Below are 18,843 nucleotides of genomic sequence, written 5' to 3' on the forward strand. Positions count from 1 at the left end.
GAAAGTCGATCAGAAGGTAGGGGCGAGGCTGAATCGCGTCAATGGTTTGCGCACGACCTGACGAGCCCTGTGGGACACCTGTGCCGCGCACCGAACGTCCGCGCCCACCAGAGGCGTTCCGGGACAGCGCTTCCACAGGTTACCGTTCGGTAGACCACGCGCTCCCGGAGGTGGAGGGATTCACATGCCGCTCGACCGCGCCGCAGGTCTGGTGGAGTCCGCCCGTGCACTGGCCGACGGGGAGGTGACGTCGAGGGCCCTGGTCGAGCGGGCCCTGGCGCGCATCGACGCGACGCAGCCCACCCTCAACGCCTTCCGGGTCCTACGGGCCGAAGCGGCCCTCGCCGAGGCGGACGCGGCGGACAAGGAGCTGGCCGCCGGAGTGCGCAGGCCGCTGCTCGGCGTACCCGTCGCCGTCAAGGACGACATGGACGTGGCGGGCGAGCCGACCGCGTTCGGCTGCCAGGGCGAGTTCCCCGCGGTGACTCAGGACGGGGAAGCCGTACGGCGGTTGCGGGCGGCCGGAGCCGTCGTCATCGGCAAGACCAACACCTGCGAGTTCGGGCAGTGGCCCTTCACCGAGGGCCCCGCCTTCGGCGCGACCCGCAATCCATGGAGCGCGGAGCACACCCCGGGCGGCTCCTCGGGCGGTTCCGCCGCCGCCGTCGCAGCCGGCCTGGTACCGGCCGCGCTCGGTTCGGACGGCGCCGGATCGGTGCGCATCCCGGCGTCCTGGACCCATCTCATCGGCATCAAGCCGCAGCGCGGCCGTATCTCCACCTGGCCGCGCGGCGAGTCCTTCCAGGGCATCACCGTCAACGGCACCCTGGCCCGCACGGTCGCCGACGCCGCGCTCCTGCTGGACGCGGCGAGCGGCAACCACGACCTGGACCCGCACCGGCCGCCCGCCGTCGACGCCTCCGGCGCCGTCGGACGCGACCCCGGCAGGCTGCGCATCGCCCTCGCCCTCAAGCCCCCGTTCACCGCGCTGCCCGCCCGGCTCCAGCCCGAGGTGCGGGCGAAGGTCGTCGAACTCGCCGAGAAACTGGCCGCGTTGGGGCACCACGTCGAGGAAGCCGACCCCCCGTACGGGCAGATCGGGCTCACCTTCATCCCGCGCGCCACGGCCGGTCTCGCCGAGCGGGTCGGCGAGGCGCCCTTCCCCGCGCTCCTCGACCGGCGCACCCGGGACGCCGCCCGCCTGGGCCGGCTGCTCGGCGGGGCACCGCTGCGGGCGGCACGGCGGGCCGAGGCGGTCCTGCACCGCCGTATCGGCGGGTTCTTCACGTCGTACGACGTGGTCCTCGCGCCGACCACGGCCGCTCCCCCGCCGCGCATCGGCTCGATGCTGAAGCTGGGCGGGCTGGCCACCGATCGCGCCATGATCGCCGCCTGTCCCTTCGCCTGGCCGTGGAACGTGCTGGGCTGGCCCGGCGTCAACGTCCCCGCCGGGTTCGTCGGTGAAGGCCTCCCCGTCGGGGCGCAGTTGCTCGGACCGGCGAACAGCGAGCCGCTGCTGATCTCGCTGGCCGCGCAGGTGGAGGCGGAGCTGCGCTGGCACGAGGTGTGGCCGCCGGTGCGGGAGATCGCGACGGATTCCCCGGCCGCGTGACGGCGTTCGGCCCTTACCCTGTGACCATGGACGATGCGTCGATGGTCGGGCTCATGGGTCGGGTCACCGGAACGGTGGGGCCCGGGCTCGTCGGTGAGGTGATCGTCCGGGTGCGGGGCGGCGCCGAGCACTTCCTGGCCTACGCGGCCACCGGTACGGACCGTATCGAGCGCGGCACCGTGGTGATGGTGGTGGAGTACCAGGCGCCCAGGACCGTCTACGTCCAGGCGGCGTACGACAGTTGAGCATGCTCCACCGCAGGTGAGAGCGGTATTCGTCAAGGTTGTGACAAGGATCCGCAAGGGTCTGTACCCCGGCCTCGGCGAGGCGCACACTCCCTTCGTTCGGTGCCGAAAGGGCACCATGCAAAGGGGGCGAATGCCGATGGTCATCGGCGTCGTTGCGGGGATCGCGGTAGGCGCGGTCCTCGTGTTGATCGGTGTGTTCAAGATGATGTGGCGCGTGGCCGAGCCCAACGAGGCGCTCATCATCTCCGGTTCCAAGCACAGGACCGAGGGCCTTGAGGAAGGCATGGGATTCCGCATCGTCACGGGGCGCGGCACGCTGGTGCTGCCCGGCGTGCAGGCGGTGCGCAAGCTCTCGCTGGACCTCAACGAGACCGAGCTGCACGTGGATTGCGTGACCCACCAGGGCATTCCGCTCAAGGTGCGGGGCGTGGTCATCTTCAAGGTGGGCGACGACTTCGTGTCGATCGCCAACGCTGGGCGCCGTTTCCTGGACCAGCAGAAGCTGATGTCCGAGCGGGTGCACAACGTGTTCGCCGGTCATCTGCGGTCCATCGTGGGCGGGTTGACGGTCGAGGACATGATCCGTGACCGGGAGAAGCTCACCGGGCAGACCCGGGCCGCCTGCGGCACGGAGATGGAGAAGCTGGGGCTCATCGTCGACTCCCTCCAGATCCACGAGATCGAGGACCCCACCGGATACATCCAGAACCTGGCGATGCCGCACGCGGCGGCCGTCCAGCGGGACGCGCGGATCGCGCAGGCGGAGGCCAACCGGCTGGCCACGGAGGCCGAGCAGAAGTCGTTCGCACGGATGGCGGAGGCCACCCGGGACAGTGAGATCCTCCAGGCCGGCTACCAGGCCGAGCGGGACAAGGCGGGCGCGAAGGCACGCCAGGCCGGTCCGCTCGCGGACGCCGCGGCCCGGCAGGAGGTCGTCGTCCAGGAGACCCGGATCGCCGAACTCGAGGCGCAGCGGCGGGAACAGCAGCTCCAGGCGGACGTCCGCAAGCCGGCGGACGCCCAGGCCTACGAGAAGCGCACGCTCGCCGAGGCCGAGCGCGACGCGCGGATCTCCGCGGCCGAGGCCAAGGCGAAGGAGACGGAGCTCGCCGCGGCGGCCGAGGCGACCCGGGTCAAGACGGCCGCGAGCGCCGAGGCCGAGGCGACCAAGGCCCGGGGTACGGCCATGGCGGCGTCGACCCGGGCCACCGGCGAGGCGGAGGCCGCGGCGGCTCAGGCCAAGGGACTCGCGGAGGCGGAGGCGTCCAGGGCGAAGGGGCTCGCGGAGGCGGAGGCCATCAAGGCCCGGGCCGCGGCCCTCGCCGAGAACCAGGAGGCTGTCGTCGCCCAGCAACTGGCCGAGAACTGGCCGGAGATCGTCAAGGCGGGCGCGTCCGCGTTCGGCAACGTCGACAACATGGTGGTGCTCAACGGCGCCGACGGCATGGCGGACATGTTCGCCAAGGCGCTCACCATGGGCGGCACCGGGCTGGGCCTGGCGCGGCAGCTGCTCGCGAACATGAACCAGAACGGGCAGGCCCCGGCGGGGACTTCGTCCCTGAACGGGCTCGCGTCGCCGCCTCCGTCGCAGAAGGTGCCCGTGGAGGAGAAGTAGCCGTCGGCGCACACGGGGGCACCCCGTAAGGTGCCCCCGTGACTGCGTTTACCGATGAGAACGTCCCCGGCCGCTTCGGCCCCACCGCGACCACCGAGGCCGACGTCCGCAAGGTGGGCCGGGTGCGCACCGAGTACTCACCCGCGCACGACGGGGACCCCGACCCCGGCGAGATCGTCTGGACCTGGGTGCCCTTCGAGGAGAACGACGGACGCGGCAAGGACCGGCCGGTGCTGGTGGTCGCCCGGGAGGCGGCCGGGACCTTCCTCGCCGTGCAGCTGTCCAGCAAGCGGCACGACGGCGACCGCGAGTGGGTCGCGATCGGCAGCGGGCCCTGGGACCGCACGGGCCGGGACTCCTGGGTGGATGTGGACCGCGTGCTGCGCCTCCACGAGGACGGCATGCGCCGCGAGGCCTGCGCCCTGGACCGGGGACGGTTCAACCTGGTCAGGAACCGGCTCCACGAGCGCTACGGCTGGACCTGAATCACCTTCTCGAAGGCCCCCCGCACGACCTGACCCTGCGTGCGGTCCAGCACCCCGAACACCACGTGCTCGAAGGCCGCCGCGAACCGCCCGCCCGGCCCCAGCAGCGCCTGGAACGCCCCCGCCACCTGCACGGGATCGTTCTGGAACACCCCGCAGCCCCACGCCCCCAGCACCAGCCGCCGGTACCCCTCGGCCGCCGCCACCTCCAGCACCCGCTCGGCGCGCACCGCGAGGGCCCGCGGCAGCTCGGCCGTGCGCTGCGGCACCGTACGCCGTACGACGCCCGCGTTCGGCGCGGCCGCGGTCAGGAAGCCGGCGACGTAGGGCTCGTCCAGCAGCCGGCCGCGGTCGTCCCGGAACACGGGCACGGCCGGTGAGTGGATGACACGGTCCGTGTAGAACGCGTCGCGGTGGGCGCGGTGGTGGTCGTAGAAGTCCTTGGCCTCCCGTACGCACGCGTACAGCGCGGAGGCCCGGCACAGGGCCTCTTCCTGGGCCTGGGCGCCGTTGAGATAGCCGCCGCCCGGATTGCGGGCCGAGGCGAAGTTCAGGACGGCCGGCACACCGCCGAGCCGCCGGGCGGCCTCCAGGCTGCTCTCGCCCGTGACCTCGACGAACGTGTCGGCGGGCGGGATCTCCGGTACCGGCACGGGCTCCGGCCCGTACATCCGCGTACCGCTCCGTGCGGCCTCGACCTGCGCCGCGATGGACACCTCGCGTCCGTCGGAGGCGCGATAGAAGCCCTCCTCGACGATCTGCTCCGTCTGCTGTGCGATGCCCCGCAGGCGCGCGCTCATGGCGCCACCCCCGTGGGCGCCGCGAACGCGCGCCGTGCGCGCTCCCCCGTCGTGCTCATGCAGGCATCGTGGGCGATGCTGGTCATACGGTGCAACAGAGTTTCCCGGCCTCGAAACACCCAGCAAACACCCAGAAAACGGAGATCGTCAGCCCCGATTACGACGATATGCACTCTTGTGCGAAACGCCGCGAGGGTTTTGGGTGGGACGAGTTATGCCGGTCCGGCCAACATCATCCGGGCCGGTGGCATGGTGGAATCTCAGGAGGATCCCGACATGTCCGATTCAGTAACCGACTGTAGCGACTGTACGGAGCCCCGCACCGCTCTGTCCGCCGCCGAGGTGGAGGCCCTGGTCCGGGGCATCTGCTTCAAGACCGGACCGCCCCGCACCGTCGGGGTCGAGGTGGAATGGCTCGTCCACGAGCTGCGCACACCGCAGCTCCCCGTCACACCCGAACGGCTCGAAGCGGCCTACGCCGCCCTGCGGACCGTGCCCCTCAGCTCGGCGCTCACCGTCGAGCCAGGCGGCCAGCTGGAGCTGAGCTCGCCGCCCGCCGCCTCCCTCATGGAGTGCGTGGACACCGTCTCCGCCGACCTCGCCGCCGTCCGCGCGGCGCTCGCCGGGCACGATCTCGGCCTCGTCGGCGTCGGCCACGATCCCTGGCACTCACCCCGCCGGTATCTGCACGAACCCCGCTACGACGCGATGGAAGCCTGTCTGGACCGTACGGGCCCGGCCGGCCGCGCCATGATGTGCACCTCCGCCTCCGTTCAGGTGTGCCTGGACGCCGGCTACGAGGAGCCGGGGCCGCTCGGGCACGGGCGGCGCTGGTGGCTGGCCCACCAGCTGGGCGCGGTCCTGGTCGCCGCGTTCGCCAACTCCCCGCTGGCCGGCCGCGAGCCCACCGGCTGGGTCTCCACCCGCCAGCTGCTGTGGATGGAGATCGGCGCGGGCCGCGCGGGCGCTCCCCCGCTGGACGGGGACCCGCGCGAGACGTGGGCGCGTCATGTGCTGGACGCCCCGGTGATGTGCATCCGCCAGGACGGCCGCGCCTGGGACGTCCCGGACGGCATGACCTTCCGCGACTGGACCCGCTCCGCGACCCCGAGGCCGCCGACCCGCGAGGACCTCGACTACCACCTCACCACGCTGTTCCCGCCGATCAGACCGCGCGGCCACATCGAGCTGCGCATGATCGACGCCCAGCCCGGCGACGACGGCTGGATCGTGCCGCTCGCCGTGACGACGGCGCTCTTCGACGACCCCGAGGCCGCCGAGACCGCCTACCGCGCGGTGAAGCCGCTGGCCGAGCGGGCACTGGGGCTGCCCGCCCCGCACAATCCGCTGTGGCTCGACGCCGCCCGCACCGGCCTCGCCGACCCGGAACTGCACGACGTGGCCGTCCAGTGCTTCACGGCCGCCCTCGACGCGCTGCCCCGGCTCGGCGCCACCGCCGAGGTGACGGGCGCCGTCACGGCGTACCTGGAGCGGTACGTCCTCCAGGGCCGCTGCCCCGCCGACGATCTGCTGGACCGGTTGCACGGGAAGGACCTCCGCTCATGACCGACGACGCCGAGACGCTCCGCGTCCGGGCGCTGCACACCCTCACCACGGCGCGCGACCGCACGACGCTGCTGACCAGCTGTGTCGAGGATCCCGATCTGACCGCCCAGCACTCGCCGCTGATGTCCCCGCTGGTGTGGGACCTCGCGCACATCGGCAACCAGGAGGAGCTCTGGCTGCTGCGGAACGTCGCCGGGCGGGAGGCGATGCGCCCCGAGATCGACGGCCTCTACGACGCCTTCGAGCACCCGCGCGCGGAGCGGCCCAAGCTGCCGCTGCTGCCGCCCGACGAAGCCCGGCGGTACGCGGCGGAGGTGCGCGGCCGGGTCCTGGACCTGCTGGAGGGGGCCGCCTTCCACGGGACGCGGCTCACGGAGGCGGGCTTCGCCTTCGGGATGATCGCGCAGCACGAACAGCAGCACGACGAGACGATGCTGATCACCCATCAGCTCCGCACCGGCCCGCAGGCCCTGACGGCCCCCGACCCGGACCCCGCGCCCCTCTACACGGGCCCGGCCGAAGTCCTGGTGCCCGGCGGCCCGTTCATGATGGGCACCTCCGACGAGCCGTGGGCGCTGGACAACGAACGCCCGGCCCACCGGCGGGAGGTGGCGCCGTTCTACATCGACACGGCTCCGGTCACCAACGGGGCGTACCAGGAGTTCATCGAGGACGGCGGCTACCGGCTGGACCAGTGGTGGACCCCGGCGGGCTGGGACCACATCCGGCAGCACGGCATCGACGCCCCGCTGTTCTGGCGCCGGGACGGCGACCAGTGGCTGCGCCGCCGCTTCGGCGTCACCGAACTCGTGCCGCCCGACGAGCCCGTGGTGCACGTGAGCTGGTACGAGGCCGACGCGTACGCCCGCTGGGCCAGGCGGCGGCTGCCCACGGAGGCCGAGTGGGAGAAGGCCGCCCGCCACGACCCCACCACCGACCGCTCGATGCGCTATCCGTGGGGTGACGCCGACCCGGCGCCCGAGCACGCCAACCTCGGCCAGCGGCATCTGCGCCCGGCCCCGGCGGGCAGCTACCCGGAGGGCGAATCACCCCTCGGTGTACGCCAGTTGATCGGCGACGTGTGGGAGTGGACGGCGAGCGACTTCCAGCCGTACCCGGGCTTCGAGGCGTTCCCGTACAAGGAGTACTCGGAGGTGTTCTTCGGCCCCGAGTACAAGGTGCTGCGCGGCGGTTCGTTCGCCGTGGACGCGGTGGCCTGCCGGGGCACGTTCCGCAACTGGGACTACCCGATCCGGCGGCAGATCTTCTCCGGCTTCCGCACCGCCCGTTCCGCGGAGGGCGTCTGATGTGCCGTCACCTGGCCTATCTGGGCCCCGAGGAGCCGCTCGGGCGGCTCCTCACGCAGCCCCCGCACAGCCTGTACCGGCAGTCCTGGGCTCCCCGGCACCAGCGCTACGGCACCGTCAACGCCGATGGTTTCGGGGTGGGTTGGTACGCCGAGGGCGACCCGGCGCCGGCCCGCTACCGCCGGGCCGGGCCCATCTGGGCGGACCAGTCCTTCGCGGACCTGGCCCGGGTCGTCCGCACCTCGGCACTCCTCGGCGCGGTCCGGGACGCCACCCTGGCGGGCGCGGACGCCGAGGCCGCGGCGGCACCGTACGCGAGCGGGCCGTGGCTGTTCAGCCACAACGGCGCCGTCAAGGGCTGGCCCCGCTCCCTGGCGCCGTTGACGCAGACCCTGCCCGCCGCGGATCTGCTGGACATGGAGGCCCGTAACGACTCGGCGTTCGTCTGGGCCCTCGTCCTGGCCCGGCTCCGCGCCGGTGACGACGAGAGCCAGGCGCTGGCCGACACGGTCCTGGAGGTCGCCGAGGCGGCCCCCGGCTCCCGCCTCAACCTCCTTCTCACCAACGGCGAGACGATCACCGCGACCACCTGGGGCGACACCCTGTGGTACCTCACCTGCCCGCGCGGCACGGTCGTCGCCTCCGAGCCCTACGACGACGATCCGCACTGGCAGGAGGTCCCCGACCGCACACTGCTCGCGGCCAGCCGCACGGACGTGCTGCTGACGCCCCTCAAGGAACCGTCCGTGGAAGCACTGAAGGAGCCCCGTACGTGAGCCCGTTCCTTCTCACCCGCACCCTGCCCGAGGACGCCACCGAGGCCGCCCTGCGCGCCGACGTCCTGCACGGTCTGACCCGCACCCCCAAGACCCTGCCGCCGAAGTGGTTCTACGACGCCCATGGCAGCGAACTCTTCGATCAGATCACGGAGTTGCCCGAGTACTACCCGACCCGCGCGGAGCGGGAGATCCTCGTCGCGCGCGCCACCGAGATCGCGGCGGCCTCCGGCGCCCGCACCCTCGTCGAGCTGGGCTCGGGCTCCTCGGAGAAGACGCGGTACGTCATCGACGCGCTGACCGACCTGGACACCTACGTGCCCGTCGACGTCAGCGAGAGCGCCCTCACCCAGGCCGGACACGCGCTGATCGCGGAGCGGCCGGGGCTGGACGTGCACGCCCTGATCGCCGACTTCACGGCCGAGCTCACCCTGCCCGGGACTCCGGGCCCCCGGCTGCTGGCGTTCCTCGGCGGCACGATCGGCAATCTGCTGCCGGCCGAGCGAGCGGAGTTCTTCTCCTCGGTGCGCGCCCTGCTCTCCCCCGGCGACGCCCTGCTGCTCGGCACGGACCTCGTCAAGGACGAGAAGGTGCTGGTCAGGGCGTATGACGACGCGGCCGGGGTGACGGCCGCCTTCAACAAGAACGTCCTGACGGTCGTCGACCGGGAACTGGGTGCCGACTTCGATCCCGGCGCCTTCGACCATGTGGCGCTCTGGGACGCTGAGAACGAGTGGATCGAGATGCGGCTGCGTTCGCGCGTCGCGCAGACCGTGAAGATCCCCGCGCTGGACCTCGCCATCGACTTCGCGGCGGGCGAGGAGCTGCACACCGAGATCTCGGCGAAGTTCCGCAAGGAGGGTGTGCGTGCCGAACTGTCCGCCGCGGGGCTGGAGCTGGCGCACTGGTGGACGGACAGCGAAGGCCGGTTCGCGCTGTCGCTCAGCACGGCGCGGTGACGGACGGCTCGCGCTCCGCCGTCACCTGGGGCACGGTGGAGCCATGACGAATCACACCTACCGGGTGACCGAGATCGTCGGCACCTCGCCCGACGGCGTAGACCAGGCCATCCGCAACGGCATCGGCCGTGCCTCGCAGACCCTCCGCAACCTCGACTGGTTCGAGGTGACCCAGGTGCGGGGCCAGATCGAGGACGGACAGGTCGCGCACTGGCAGGTGGGCCTGAAGGTGGGCTTCCGCCTGGACGAGTCGGACTAGCGGTACCGGCTCAGGTCCGCCCCTCCCGCTCCTGCGCGGTCTCCAGCGCGGCGGAGGGGGCGGTCCAGCGCGCCCGTACGACCCTGAACCCGGCCCGTTCGGCGTCCTCGCAGACCAGCTCGTCGTCGTCGACCAGCACCCGGATCTCACGGGTGCGGGCGAGCCGGCGGAGGATCTCCAGCTTGGTGCGCCGGGCGGGCCTGCGGTCGTTGTCGCGCCGCATGTGGATCCGCCCCTCGGGCAGTCCCTGCGCGGCGAGCCAGTCGAGCGTGTCCTGGCGGCAGCGCTCGGGCCGGCCGGTGAGATAGACGACCTCGCACTCCTCGGCGCTCTCCAGGACCAGGGCGATGCCCTGCGGGATCGGCGGGTCCTGGGGCGCGGCGGCGAAGAAGCCGTCCCAGTCGCGGGGCTTGCGCTCCAGGAAGCGCTGGCGGTGGGCCGTGTCGGCGAGGGTGTTGTCCAGGTCGAACACGGCGAGGGGCGGTCTGCTGCTGTCGGTCACACGCTCCACCCTAGAACCCGGCAACCTTCTCGCGCCGTGCACCGACTCCTCTGCGACATGGCACGCAGGCGGAGGCGGGAGGCCCCATGAGGAACACGGCGATCTGGTCGGCGGTGGTCGCGGGCGCGGCGACGGCATCGGTACTCATTCTGGCGGGTGAGGCGTCCGGCGCGCCGCGCACGCTGGTGGTGGCCACGAACGGGAGCGACTCGGCCGCCGGCACGCTCGCGCAGCCGCTGCGAACCCTCCAGAAGGCGGTGGACCTGGCGCTGCCCGGCGACACCATCGCCGTACGCGGCGGCACGTACGCCCTCACCGACAACGTCACGATCACCACCTCGGGCACGGCGTCCCAGCCCATCTCCCTCGGCGCCTACCAGGGCGAGCGGGTCGTCGTCGACGGCGAGCAGCTGCCCGCGAGCCACACCCCGGTCGGCGGCAGCATTCCCCGGGCCGAGCGCGGGGCGATCCACCAGGAGGCGTCGTACTGGCGGATCTCGGATCTGGAGATCGTCAACGGCCCCTACGGGATCTACTGCGACGGCTGCAACGGCAACGTCTTCGCCCGCCTGAGGACCCACGACAACTACGAGTCGGGCTTCCAGCTCCAGGGCGCGTCCAGCAACAACCAGATCCTGAACCTGGACAGCTACGCCAACCGCGACCCCCGCAAGAACGGCGAGAGCGCCGACGGGCTGGCCATCAAGGAGGGCGGCGGCGCGGGCAACGTGGTGCGCGGGGCGCGGTTGTGGAACAACGTCGACGACGGCTTCGACGCCTGGAAGTTCACCTCGCCGATCACGATCGAGAACACGGTCGCGTACGGCAACGGCGTCAACCGCTGGAACTTCCCCGACTTCGCGGGCGACGGCAACGGCTTCAAGCTCGGCGGCGGCAGCCCGGCCCCGGCGGTCGGCCACACCGTGCGGAACAGCGCCGCCTTCAAGAACGCGGCGCACGGCTTCACGGACAACGGCAACCCGGGCGCCCTCGCCCTGACCCGCAACTCGACATGGGCCAACGCCGGCACCGGCTTCGACGCGGACGGCCCGGGCGGGACGGCCACGCTCACCGCGAACCTCGCGGTCGCCGACGCCCGCGCGGCGGCTGTCGGTTCGGGGACGGCGGTCAGCGGCAACTCCTGGAATCTTGGCGGTACTTGGAACGCGTCGTCGGTCCTGAGCACGGACCCGGCACCGCTCACGGGGACGCGTGCCGCGGACGGCTCACTGCCCTCGGCGCCGTCGTTCCTGGTGCCGCGCAACGGGGCGGGCGTGGGGGCCAGGTTCTGAAGGGCTCCGGCAGCCGGGCGCGGCGACGACCACAATTGTTAATGGGATCCATTTTCATGTAGCGTCCTCGGTGCCCGTCGTCCCACCGAGGAGGTCCCTGTCATGGCTGTCCCCAAGCGGAAGATGTCCCGCAGCAACACCCGCCACCGCCGCGCGCAGTGGAAGGCGACCACGCCGTCCCTGGTGCCCGTCACCATCGACGGCGTCCGTCACCTCGTACCGCAGAACCTCGTGAAGGCCTACGAACGCGGCCTGCTGCGCCCCGAGGGCTGAGCCCCGATGCCGCACGACCGACTGCCGGTCACCGTCCTGTCCGGATTCCTCGGGGCGGGCAAGACCACGCTGCTCAACCATGTCCTCGCCAACCGCGAGGGCCTGCGCGTCGCCGTGATCGTCAACGACATGAGCGAGGTCAACATCGACGCCGCGCTGGTGCGGGGCGGCGAGGCCGCGCTGTCGCGGACCGAGGAACGCCTGGTCGAGATGACCAACGGCTGCATCTGCTGCACCCTGCGCGACGACCTGCTGGAGGAGGTGGACCGGCTGGCCCGGGAGGGCCGCTTCGACCACCTGCTCATCGAGTCGTCGGGCATCTCCGAACCGATGCCCGTCGCGGCCACCTTCGCGTTCGCCCGCGACGACGGGGCCACCCTCGGGGACGTCGCCCGCCTGGACACCATGGTCACGGTCGTGGACGCGGCCAACTTCCTGCCCGAGCTGGACAGCGGCGACGAACTGGCCGAGCGCGGACTGGCCCCCTTCGAGGACGACGAACGCACGGTCAGCGATCTGCTGGTCGACCAGGTCGAGTTCGCGGACGTCATCGTCCTCAACAAGCTCGACCTCGTGGACGTGGACGCCGCGGCCCGGCTGCGGGCGGCACTGCGCCGACTCAACCCCGTCGCCCGGATCGTCGACGCGCACCACGCCCGCGTGGACCTCCGACAGGTCCTGGGCACCGGCCTGTTCGACCTGGACCGCGCGCAGCAGGCGCCGGGCTGGGTCCAGGAACTCAACGGCGAGCATGTCCCCGAGACCGAGGAGTACGGCGTCTCCTCCACGGTCTTCCGCTCCGAACGCCCCTTCCACCCGGCCCGGTTGTGGACGTTCGTGACGGAGCATCTGGACGGCGGCGCGTACGGCCGGATCCTCCGCTCCAAGGGCTTCTTCACCCTGGCCAGCCGCCCCCACGTCACAGGTCTGTGGTCCCAGGCCGGCTCGGTGGCCCGCTTCGAACCGTCGGCGGCGCGCGACGAGGAGGCGCCGTACGCACAGGAACTGGTCTTCATCGGTACGCGGTTGGAGGCCGCACGGCTCCACAGCGCCCTCGCGGCCTGTCTCATGGCCCCGGAGGAGAGCGTCCCGGCCGCCGACCCCTTCCCCGCCTGGGACACGTACGGCATCGACGACACCTGCGAGCACGAGCACGCCGTAGCCGCGCCCTGACACCGGGTGACGCCGGGAATGTCACGGCGTCCGCGGCGTTGAACCCCCTGTGAGCCACCTGACCGCCGCCACCCGCTTCTCCGTCCTCGACCGGTCCCGCACCCGCGAGGGCCACTCGAACGCCGAGGCGCTGCGCGACACCGTGCGGTTCGCTCAGGAGCTGGAGGGGCTCGGATATCACCGCTTCTGGGTCTCGGAGCACCACGGGGTGCCCGGCGTCGCCGGTTCCGCGCCGACCGTGCTCGCCGCCGCCGTGGCCGGGGCGACGCGGACGATCCGGGTCGGGACGGGCGGCGTGATGCTGCCCAACCACCGGCCGCTGGTCGTGGCCGAGCAGTTCGGCGTCCTGGAGTCCCTCTTCCCGGGCCGCATCGACATGGGGCTGGGCCGCTCGGTCGGCTTCACCGACGGTGTGCGCAAGGCGCTGGGCCGCGGCAAGGACGACGCCGACGACTTCGAGGGCCAGCTCGACGAACTGCTCGGCTGGTTCCGCGGCACCTCCCCGACCGGTGTGCACGCGCGCCCCGCGGAGGGGCTGACCGTGCCGCCGTTCGTCCTGGCGATGGGCGAGGGCGCTTCGATCGCGGCCCGCGCGGGCCTGCCCATGGTCATCGGCGACCTCCGCGACCGCGAGAGGATGCGGCGCGGCATCGACCGCTACCGCACCCACTTCCGCCCCTCCCCCTGGGCGCCGGAGCCGTACGTCGTGATCTCCGGCTCGATCGCGGTCTCCGCCACCCCCGAAGGCGCCCGCCGCCTCCTGGTCCCGGAGGCCTGGTCCATGGCCCACTCCCGCACCCGCGGCACCTTCCCGCCCCTGCCGCCCGCCGAGCGCGTCGAGTCCCTGGCCATGACCGCGAAGGAGCGGGGCTTCTACGAATCCGGCCTCACCGGCCACATCGCCGGCACCGAGGAGCAGGTGGCGCACGAGCTGGAGACGGTGCTGAAGGAGACGGGCGCCCAGGAGGTCCTCGTCACCACCAGCGGCTACGACCGTGACGCGCTGCTGGACTCCTACCGACGGCTCGCCTCGATCGTCTCCGACTAGAGTTCCCCCTCATGCACCACCCACATGACCTGTATGTCCGAGTCCGCGGCGCCCGAGAGCACAACCTCAAGGGTGTGGACGTCGACATCCCGCGGGACGTACTGGCCGTGTTCACCGGGGTCTCCGGGTCCGGGAAGTCCTCGCTGGCGTTCGGGACGATCTACGCCGAGGCGCAGCGGCGGTACTTCGAGTCCGTCGCACCGTACGCCCGCCGGCTGATCCATCAGGTGGGGGCACCGAAGGTCGGGGAGATCACCGGGCTGCCGCCCGCGGTGTCGTTGCAGCAGCGTCGTGCGGCGCCGACGTCCCGTTCGTCCGTGGGGACGGTCACCAACCTGTCGAACTCCTTGCGGATGCTGTTCTCCCGGGCCGGTGACCACCCGCCGGGGGCCGAGCGGCTCGACTCGGACGCCTTCTCGCCCAATACGGCGGCGGGAGCGTGCCCGGAGTGCCATGGACTGGGTCAAGTGCACGGTACGACCGAGGAGTTGCTGGTCCCCGACCCGTCGCTGTCGATCCGGGAGGGCGCGATCGCGGCGTGGCCCGGTGCCTGGCAGGGGAAGAACCTGCGGGACATCCTGGACGCGCTCGGGTACGACGTGGACCGGGCGTGGCGCGAGCTGCCCGCCGAGGAGCGGGAGTGGATCCTGTTCACCGACGAGCAGCCGGTCGTCACGGTGCATCCGGTACGGGACGCGGACCGCATCCAACGCCCGTACCAGGGCACGTACATGAGCGCCCGGCGCTATGTGATGAAGACCTTCTCGGACTCCAAGAGCCCGACGCTGCGCACGAAGGCGGAGCGGTTCCTCAGCAGCGCGCCCTGCCCCGCGTGCGGCGGCAGCCGGCTGCGGCCGGAGGCGCTCGCGGTGACCTTCGCGGGGCGGACGATCGCCGAGCTCGCGGCGCTGCCGCTGACGGAGCTCATGGGCCATCTGCTCGCCGTCGACGAGACCACACGCGTCCTCACCGACGACCTCGCGTCCCGTATCGCCCCCGTCCTCGAACTCGGCCTCGGCTACCTCAGCCTGGACCGCTCCACCCCCACCCTGTCCGCCGGTGAGCTGCAACGGCTGCGGCTGGCCACCCAGTTGCGCTCCGGACTGTTCGGGGTGGTGTACGTCCTCGACGAGCCCTCCGCCGGGCTGCACCCGGCGGACACCGAGGCGCTGCTGACGGTGCTGGAGCGGCTGAAGGCGGCCGGCAACTCGGTGTTCGTGGTGGAGCACCACCTCGACGTGGTGCGCGGCGCGGACTGGCTGGTGGACGTGGGTCCACGGGCCGGTGAGCACGGCGGCGAGGTGCTGCACAGCGGTCCCGTGGCGGACCTGGCCGCGGTCGAGGAATCGGAGACGGCACGGTTCCTCTTCGGCCGCTCCCCCGCGCCCGTACGGGAGGTGCGCTCCCCGAAAGGCCAGTTGAAGGTCGGTCCCGTCACCCGGCACAACCTGCGCGGGGTGACGGCGGAGTTCCCGCTCGGCGCCTTCACGGCGGTGACGGGCGTCTCCGGGTCGGGGAAGTCGACGCTCATCGGGGAGATCACCGAGGAGTCGGCGGGCGTGGGACGGCTCGTCTCGGTCGACCAGCGGCCGATCGGACGCACGCCGCGCTCCAACCTGGCCACCTACACCGGCCTCTTCGACGTCGTCCGCAAGGAGTTCGCGGCCACGGACCAGGCACGGGCACGCGGCTTCGGGGTCGGCCGGTTCTCCTTCAACGTGGCCGGCGGCCGCTGCGAGACCTGTCAGGGCGAGGGGTTCGTCAGCGTCGAGCTGCTGTTCCTGCCGAGCACGTACGCACCGTGCCCGGACTGCGGCGGGGCCCGCTACAACCCCGAGACGCTCGACGTGACGTACCGGGGGCGGAACATCGCCCAGGTGCTGGACCTGACGGTGGAGTCCGCGGCGGAGTTCTTCGCCGACACCCCGGCCGTCGCCCGCAGCCTCGCCACCCTGCTCGACGTGGGTCTCGGCTATCTGCGGCTGGGCCAGCCCGCCACCGAGCTCTCCGGTGGCGAGGCCCAACGCATCAAGCTGGCCAGTGAGTTGCAGCGCGGGCGCCGCGGCCACACCCTCTACCTCCTCGACGAACCGACCACCGGCCTCCACCCGGCCGACGTCGAGGTCCTGATGCGCCAGCTCCACGGACTCGTCGACGCCGGACACACCGTCATCGTCGTCGAGCACGACATGTCCGTCGTCGCGGGCGCGGACTGGGTCATCGACCTGGGACCGGGCGGCGGCGACGCGGGCGGCCGGATCGTGGCGGCGGGGCCGCCGGCGGAGGTGGCCCGGGCGAAGGGCAGCGCCACGGCGGCGTATCTGGCCGCGGCGCTCCGTTCGCCGGCCGGCGTGACTAGTCGTTCGGCTGGGTGAAGCGGATGCTGTTGCCGAAGGGGTCGCGTACGCCGCAGTCGATGCCGTAGGGGCGCTCGGTGGGTTCGTCGGTGATCTCGACGCCGCGGCCGCGCAGGGTCTCGCACGTCTTGCGGCAGTCGTCGGTGCTGAAGATGAGGTGGCCGCCCATGGCGCCCTTGGTCAGCAGATCGCGGACCTGCGCCGCCGTCTCCTCGGACAGCGCCGGCTGCCCCGGCCGCTCCAGCAGGATCTGCCGGTCCGGATGGCCGGGGACGTTGACGGTGAGCCAGCGCATGAAGCCGAGGTCGGCGTCGGTGTGGACCTCCAGGCCGAGCTTGCCGACGTAGAAGTCGAGGGCCTCGTCCTGGTCGAGGACGTAGATCTGTGAGTGTGTGATGGCGGTGAACATGCGCCTCACGCTACCGAGCGGGCGCGGCGAAAACTTATCCAAAACTGCTCAGTCGGCCGCGTCCCTGGGCCGGGTCCACGCCTTGGTGAAGCACGTCGGCACGGCGATCGCCGAGGCCTGTCTGCGGTACGTCCTCGGTGACCGGCCGACGATGTCGCGGAAGGTGCGGCTGAAGGTCCCCGGGCTGCCGAAGCCGACCGCGAAGCAGATGTCGGTCACGCTGCGGTCGGTCTCCCGCAGCAGGAACATCGCCCGCTCGACACGACGCCGCTGGAGATAGCGGTGCGGTGTCTCGCCGAACGTGGCACGGAAGGTGCGGGTGAAGTGCGCCGGGGACACATGGGCGATCCGGGCCAGGGCCGGGACGTCCAGCGGCTGCGCGTAGGCGCGGTCCATGGCGTCCCGGGCCCGCAGCATACGGCGGTTGGTCTCTTCGGCGGCGCGGCTCACCCCGCCATCACATCACCTAGGCGACCAGCGCCGAGTGGATCCAGCCGGGTTGGGGCGAGGCCGTGGGCTGCGCGGCCAGCGCGAGCGAGCGGCGGTCGGCGTGGCTGCCGGGCGGGATGACGTCCCGGACCTCCACCTCGGCCACCAGCCCCCGCGCCGACACCACCCGCCACACCGAGGCGAGCAGGGTGTCCTCGCCGACGAAGGCGGGCGCGGTGCTGGCCGTGCCGCCGTCGAACCGGTACCGCAGACGCACCGGCTGGACGGGGACCCCGGCGTCCAGCGCGGCCTGGAAGACGGCCCGGCGGAAGGTGCCCTGGGCGCGGCCGCACCAGGTGCTGCCCTCGGGGAAGACCGCGACCGCCTGGCCCTCGCGCAGGGCCTGCGCGATGCGGGCGACCGTGTCCGGGAGGGCGCGCAGCCGGTCCCGGTCGATGAACACGGCCGCCTGTCCGACCAGGGGACCCGCCACCGGCCACTGCCGGATCTCGTTCTTGGCGACCATCCGGGCCGGGCGCACGGCGGCGAGCAGCGGGATGTCCAGCCAGGAGATGTGGTTGGCGACCAGGAGCAGTCCGCCGGTGGGCGCGGCGGCGCCGGTGACACGGACCCGGACGCCCGCGGCCCGTACGATCCACCGGCACCACCGCCTCACCGGCCCGGCGGGGATCAGCCCGCCGAGCGGCGACAGCACGACCCCGGCGAGCACCAGGACCATGACCGCCGCCAGCCGCAGCACGGCGCGCGGTAGCGCCGTGCCGGACCCCGCCGGCTCCACACACGCCCCGGGGGTGCAGGGCGCGCTGGGCAGCCAGACGCTCATCAGGCCGGTACGAGGGAGAGGAAGTGCCGCAGATAGCGCGGGTTGACCCGGCGCATCGACAGCAGCACATACAGGTCGGCGACCCCGAAGTCCGGGTCGTGGGCGGGCTCCCCGCACACCCAGGCGCCGAGGCGGAGGTAGCCGCGCAGCAGGGCGGGGAGTTCGGTGCGGGCACCTCCTGCCTCCCCCGGCACCCAGGGCAGCAGCGGTCGTACGCGGAACTCCTCCGGCGCGAGGTGCTTGTCGCGCACCCGCTCCCAGGTCGCCGACGCGAGCGCGCCGCCGTCCGCGAGCGGGATCGAGCAGCAGCCGGCCAGCCACTCGTGGCCGCGGTCGACCATGTAGCGGGCGATGCCGGCCCAGATGAGCCCGATGACGGCGCCGTCGCGGTGGTCGGGGTGCACACAGGAGCGGCCGACCTCGACGAGGCCGGGGCGCAGGGCGTCGATGCGGGTGAGGTCGAACTCGCTCTCCGAGTACAGCCGTCCGGCCACCGCGGCCCGCTCCGGCGGCAGCAGCCGGTAGGTGCCGACGACCTGGCCGGTGCGGGTGTCGGTGACGAGCAGGTGGTCGCAGTAGGCGTCGAAGGGGTCGATGTCGTGGCCCGGCTGCGGGGAGGAGAGCAGGGCGCCCATCTCCCCGGCGAACACGTCGTGGCGCAGCCGCTGGGCGGCGCGTACGTCGGACTCGTCGCGGGCGAGGGTGACGGTGTAGCGGGTGGGAGCGGCGGAGAGGGGCGGGGAGTCCAGAGCGGATACGGCGGTCATGGCTCACTCCAGGTCACGGGCCGGTTCGGGGACGGCACCCGGTGGGCCGGTGGATCCGGCCCGCACCCTCTGTTCTTCCTACGCCGATTGGCGTGTACGTGACCGGTTCCGGGAGCTCTGAT

General features: G+C 72.4%; 20 protein-coding genes. 14 read left to right on the forward strand and 6 right to left on the reverse strand.

Annotation, left to right across the window (positions count from 1 at the left end):
• Nucleotides 1-184: 184 nt before the first annotated feature.
• From ACFY0U_RS23550 to ACFY0U_RS23565, 4 genes are all read left to right on the forward strand, one after another.
• Complete coding sequence (locus ACFY0U_RS23550) at nucleotides 185-1,612, forward strand: amidase (RefSeq protein WP_388638818.1); 1,428 nt, start codon at nucleotides 185-187, stop codon at nucleotides 1,610-1,612.
• Between the two features lie 26 nt (nucleotides 1,613-1,638).
• Entirely contained in the window at nucleotides 1,639-1,857 is a 219-nt protein-coding gene (locus ACFY0U_RS23555) for a hypothetical protein (RefSeq protein ID WP_171139045.1), read from the forward strand.
• Nucleotides 1,858-1,990: 133 nt separating this feature from the next.
• Nucleotides 1,991-3,475, forward strand: coding sequence for a flotillin family protein (locus tag ACFY0U_RS23560; protein WP_388638820.1), 1,485 nt, complete (start codon nucleotides 1,991-1,993; stop codon nucleotides 3,473-3,475).
• Between the two features lie 38 nt (nucleotides 3,476-3,513).
• Nucleotides 3,514-3,960, forward strand: a complete 447-nt coding sequence (locus ACFY0U_RS23565) for a type II toxin-antitoxin system PemK/MazF family toxin (RefSeq protein WP_388638822.1) — start codon at nucleotides 3,514-3,516, stop codon at nucleotides 3,958-3,960.
• Here ACFY0U_RS23565 and ACFY0U_RS23570 read toward each other — a convergent pair.
• Nucleotides 3,945-4,760: a TIGR02452 family protein gene (locus tag ACFY0U_RS23570; RefSeq protein ID WP_388638823.1), complete on the reverse strand. Its 816-nt coding sequence runs from the start codon at nucleotides 4,758-4,760 to the stop codon at nucleotides 3,945-3,947. The two genes, ACFY0U_RS23565 and ACFY0U_RS23570, sit on opposite strands and share 16 nt — an antisense overlap.
• Nucleotides 4,761-5,036: 276 nt before the next feature.
• Between ACFY0U_RS23570 and egtA the strand changes: the two genes are divergently transcribed.
• The 5 genes from egtA to ACFY0U_RS23595 are packed head-to-tail and all read left to right on the forward strand — an operon-like array spanning nucleotide 5,037 to nucleotide 9,627.
• Nucleotides 5,037-6,326, forward strand: a complete 1,290-nt coding sequence (gene egtA / locus ACFY0U_RS23575; RefSeq protein WP_388638825.1) for an ergothioneine biosynthesis glutamate--cysteine ligase EgtA — start codon at nucleotides 5,037-5,039, stop codon at nucleotides 6,324-6,326.
• Nucleotides 6,323-7,633, forward strand: a complete 1,311-nt coding sequence (egtB, locus tag ACFY0U_RS23580) for an ergothioneine biosynthesis protein EgtB (protein WP_388638827.1) — start codon at nucleotides 6,323-6,325, stop codon at nucleotides 7,631-7,633. Before egtA ends, egtB begins: the two co-directional genes overlap by 4 nt.
• Complete coding sequence (gene egtC, locus ACFY0U_RS23585) at nucleotides 7,633-8,409, forward strand: ergothioneine biosynthesis protein EgtC (RefSeq protein WP_388638829.1); 777 nt, start codon at nucleotides 7,633-7,635, stop codon at nucleotides 8,407-8,409. Before egtB ends, egtC begins: the two co-directional genes overlap by 1 nt.
• The gene (gene egtD / locus ACFY0U_RS23590; protein ID WP_388638831.1) at nucleotides 8,406-9,368 is read left to right on the forward strand and encodes an L-histidine N(alpha)-methyltransferase; all 963 of its coding nucleotides are present in this window, start codon (nucleotides 8,406-8,408) and stop codon (nucleotides 9,366-9,368) included. Before egtC ends, egtD begins: the two co-directional genes overlap by 4 nt.
• A gap of 43 nt (nucleotides 9,369-9,411) precedes the next feature.
• Nucleotides 9,412-9,627 carry a dodecin gene (locus tag ACFY0U_RS23595; protein WP_046258351.1) on the forward strand — a complete coding sequence of 72 codons (216 nt, stop codon included), beginning with the start codon at nucleotides 9,412-9,414 and terminating at the stop codon, nucleotides 9,625-9,627.
• 10 nt (nucleotides 9,628-9,637) lie between these two features.
• On the opposite strand, the gene ACFY0U_RS23600 is transcribed toward ACFY0U_RS23595, so the two are convergent.
• On the reverse strand, nucleotides 9,638-10,129 hold the full coding sequence (locus tag ACFY0U_RS23600) for a hypothetical protein (RefSeq protein WP_388638832.1): 492 nt from the start codon (nucleotides 10,127-10,129) through the stop codon (nucleotides 9,638-9,640).
• Nucleotides 10,130-10,215: 86 nt separating this feature from the next.
• Here ACFY0U_RS23600 and ACFY0U_RS23605 point away from each other — a divergent pair, with 86 nt between their 5' ends.
• The 5 genes from ACFY0U_RS23605 to ACFY0U_RS23625 all read left to right on the forward strand — a co-directional run bounded on the left by ACFY0U_RS23605 (nucleotide 10,216) and on the right by ACFY0U_RS23625 (nucleotide 16,290).
• The gene (locus tag ACFY0U_RS23605) at nucleotides 10,216-11,421 is read left to right on the forward strand and encodes a right-handed parallel beta-helix repeat-containing protein (protein WP_388638834.1); all 1,206 of its coding nucleotides are present in this window, start codon (nucleotides 10,216-10,218) and stop codon (nucleotides 11,419-11,421) included.
• Between the two features lie 102 nt (nucleotides 11,422-11,523).
• The gene (gene rpmF, locus ACFY0U_RS23610; protein ID WP_353691126.1) at nucleotides 11,524-11,694 is read left to right on the forward strand and encodes a 50S ribosomal protein L32; all 171 of its coding nucleotides are present in this window, start codon (nucleotides 11,524-11,526) and stop codon (nucleotides 11,692-11,694) included.
• 6 nt (nucleotides 11,695-11,700) lie between these two features.
• A complete protein-coding gene (locus ACFY0U_RS23615) occupies nucleotides 11,701-12,867 on the forward strand; it encodes a GTP-binding protein (protein ID WP_388638836.1) in 1,167 nt (388 codons plus the stop codon).
• A 49-nt stretch (nucleotides 12,868-12,916) separates the two neighbouring features.
• A complete protein-coding gene (locus ACFY0U_RS23620) occupies nucleotides 12,917-13,915 on the forward strand; it encodes an LLM class flavin-dependent oxidoreductase (protein ID WP_388638838.1) in 999 nt (332 codons plus the stop codon).
• 11 nt (nucleotides 13,916-13,926) lie between these two features.
• Complete coding sequence (locus ACFY0U_RS23625) at nucleotides 13,927-16,290, forward strand: ATP-binding cassette domain-containing protein (protein WP_388638840.1); 2,364 nt, start codon at nucleotides 13,927-13,929, stop codon at nucleotides 16,288-16,290.
• On the opposite strand, the gene ACFY0U_RS23630 is transcribed toward ACFY0U_RS23625, so the two are convergent.
• Genes ACFY0U_RS23630 through ACFY0U_RS23645 form a run of 4 tightly spaced genes read right to left on the reverse strand, consistent with a single transcriptional unit; the run spans nucleotide 16,271 to nucleotide 18,721 of the window.
• Nucleotides 16,271-16,681, reverse strand: coding sequence for a VOC family protein (locus tag ACFY0U_RS23630; protein ID WP_351676509.1), 411 nt, complete (start codon nucleotides 16,679-16,681; stop codon nucleotides 16,271-16,273). The genes ACFY0U_RS23625 and ACFY0U_RS23630 overlap by 20 nt on opposite strands.
• Before the next feature lie 48 nt (nucleotides 16,682-16,729).
• A complete protein-coding gene (locus ACFY0U_RS23635) occupies nucleotides 16,730-17,131 on the reverse strand; it encodes a helix-turn-helix domain-containing protein (protein ID WP_388638842.1) in 402 nt (133 codons plus the stop codon).
• Nucleotides 17,132-17,147: 16 nt separating this feature from the next.
• Nucleotides 17,148-17,954: a lysophospholipid acyltransferase family protein gene (locus ACFY0U_RS23640; RefSeq protein ID WP_388638844.1), complete on the reverse strand. Its 807-nt coding sequence runs from the start codon at nucleotides 17,952-17,954 to the stop codon at nucleotides 17,148-17,150.
• Nucleotides 17,954-18,721, reverse strand: coding sequence for a GNAT family N-acetyltransferase (locus ACFY0U_RS23645; RefSeq protein WP_388638846.1), 768 nt, complete (start codon nucleotides 18,719-18,721; stop codon nucleotides 17,954-17,956). Before ACFY0U_RS23645 ends, ACFY0U_RS23640 begins: the two co-directional genes overlap by 1 nt.
• Nucleotides 18,722-18,843: the final 122 nt, after the last annotated feature.

It is taken from the genome of Streptomyces sp. NPDC001536, from assembly GCF_042894505.1.
Lineage (GTDB): Bacteria > Actinomycetota > Actinomycetes > Streptomycetales > Streptomycetaceae > Streptomyces.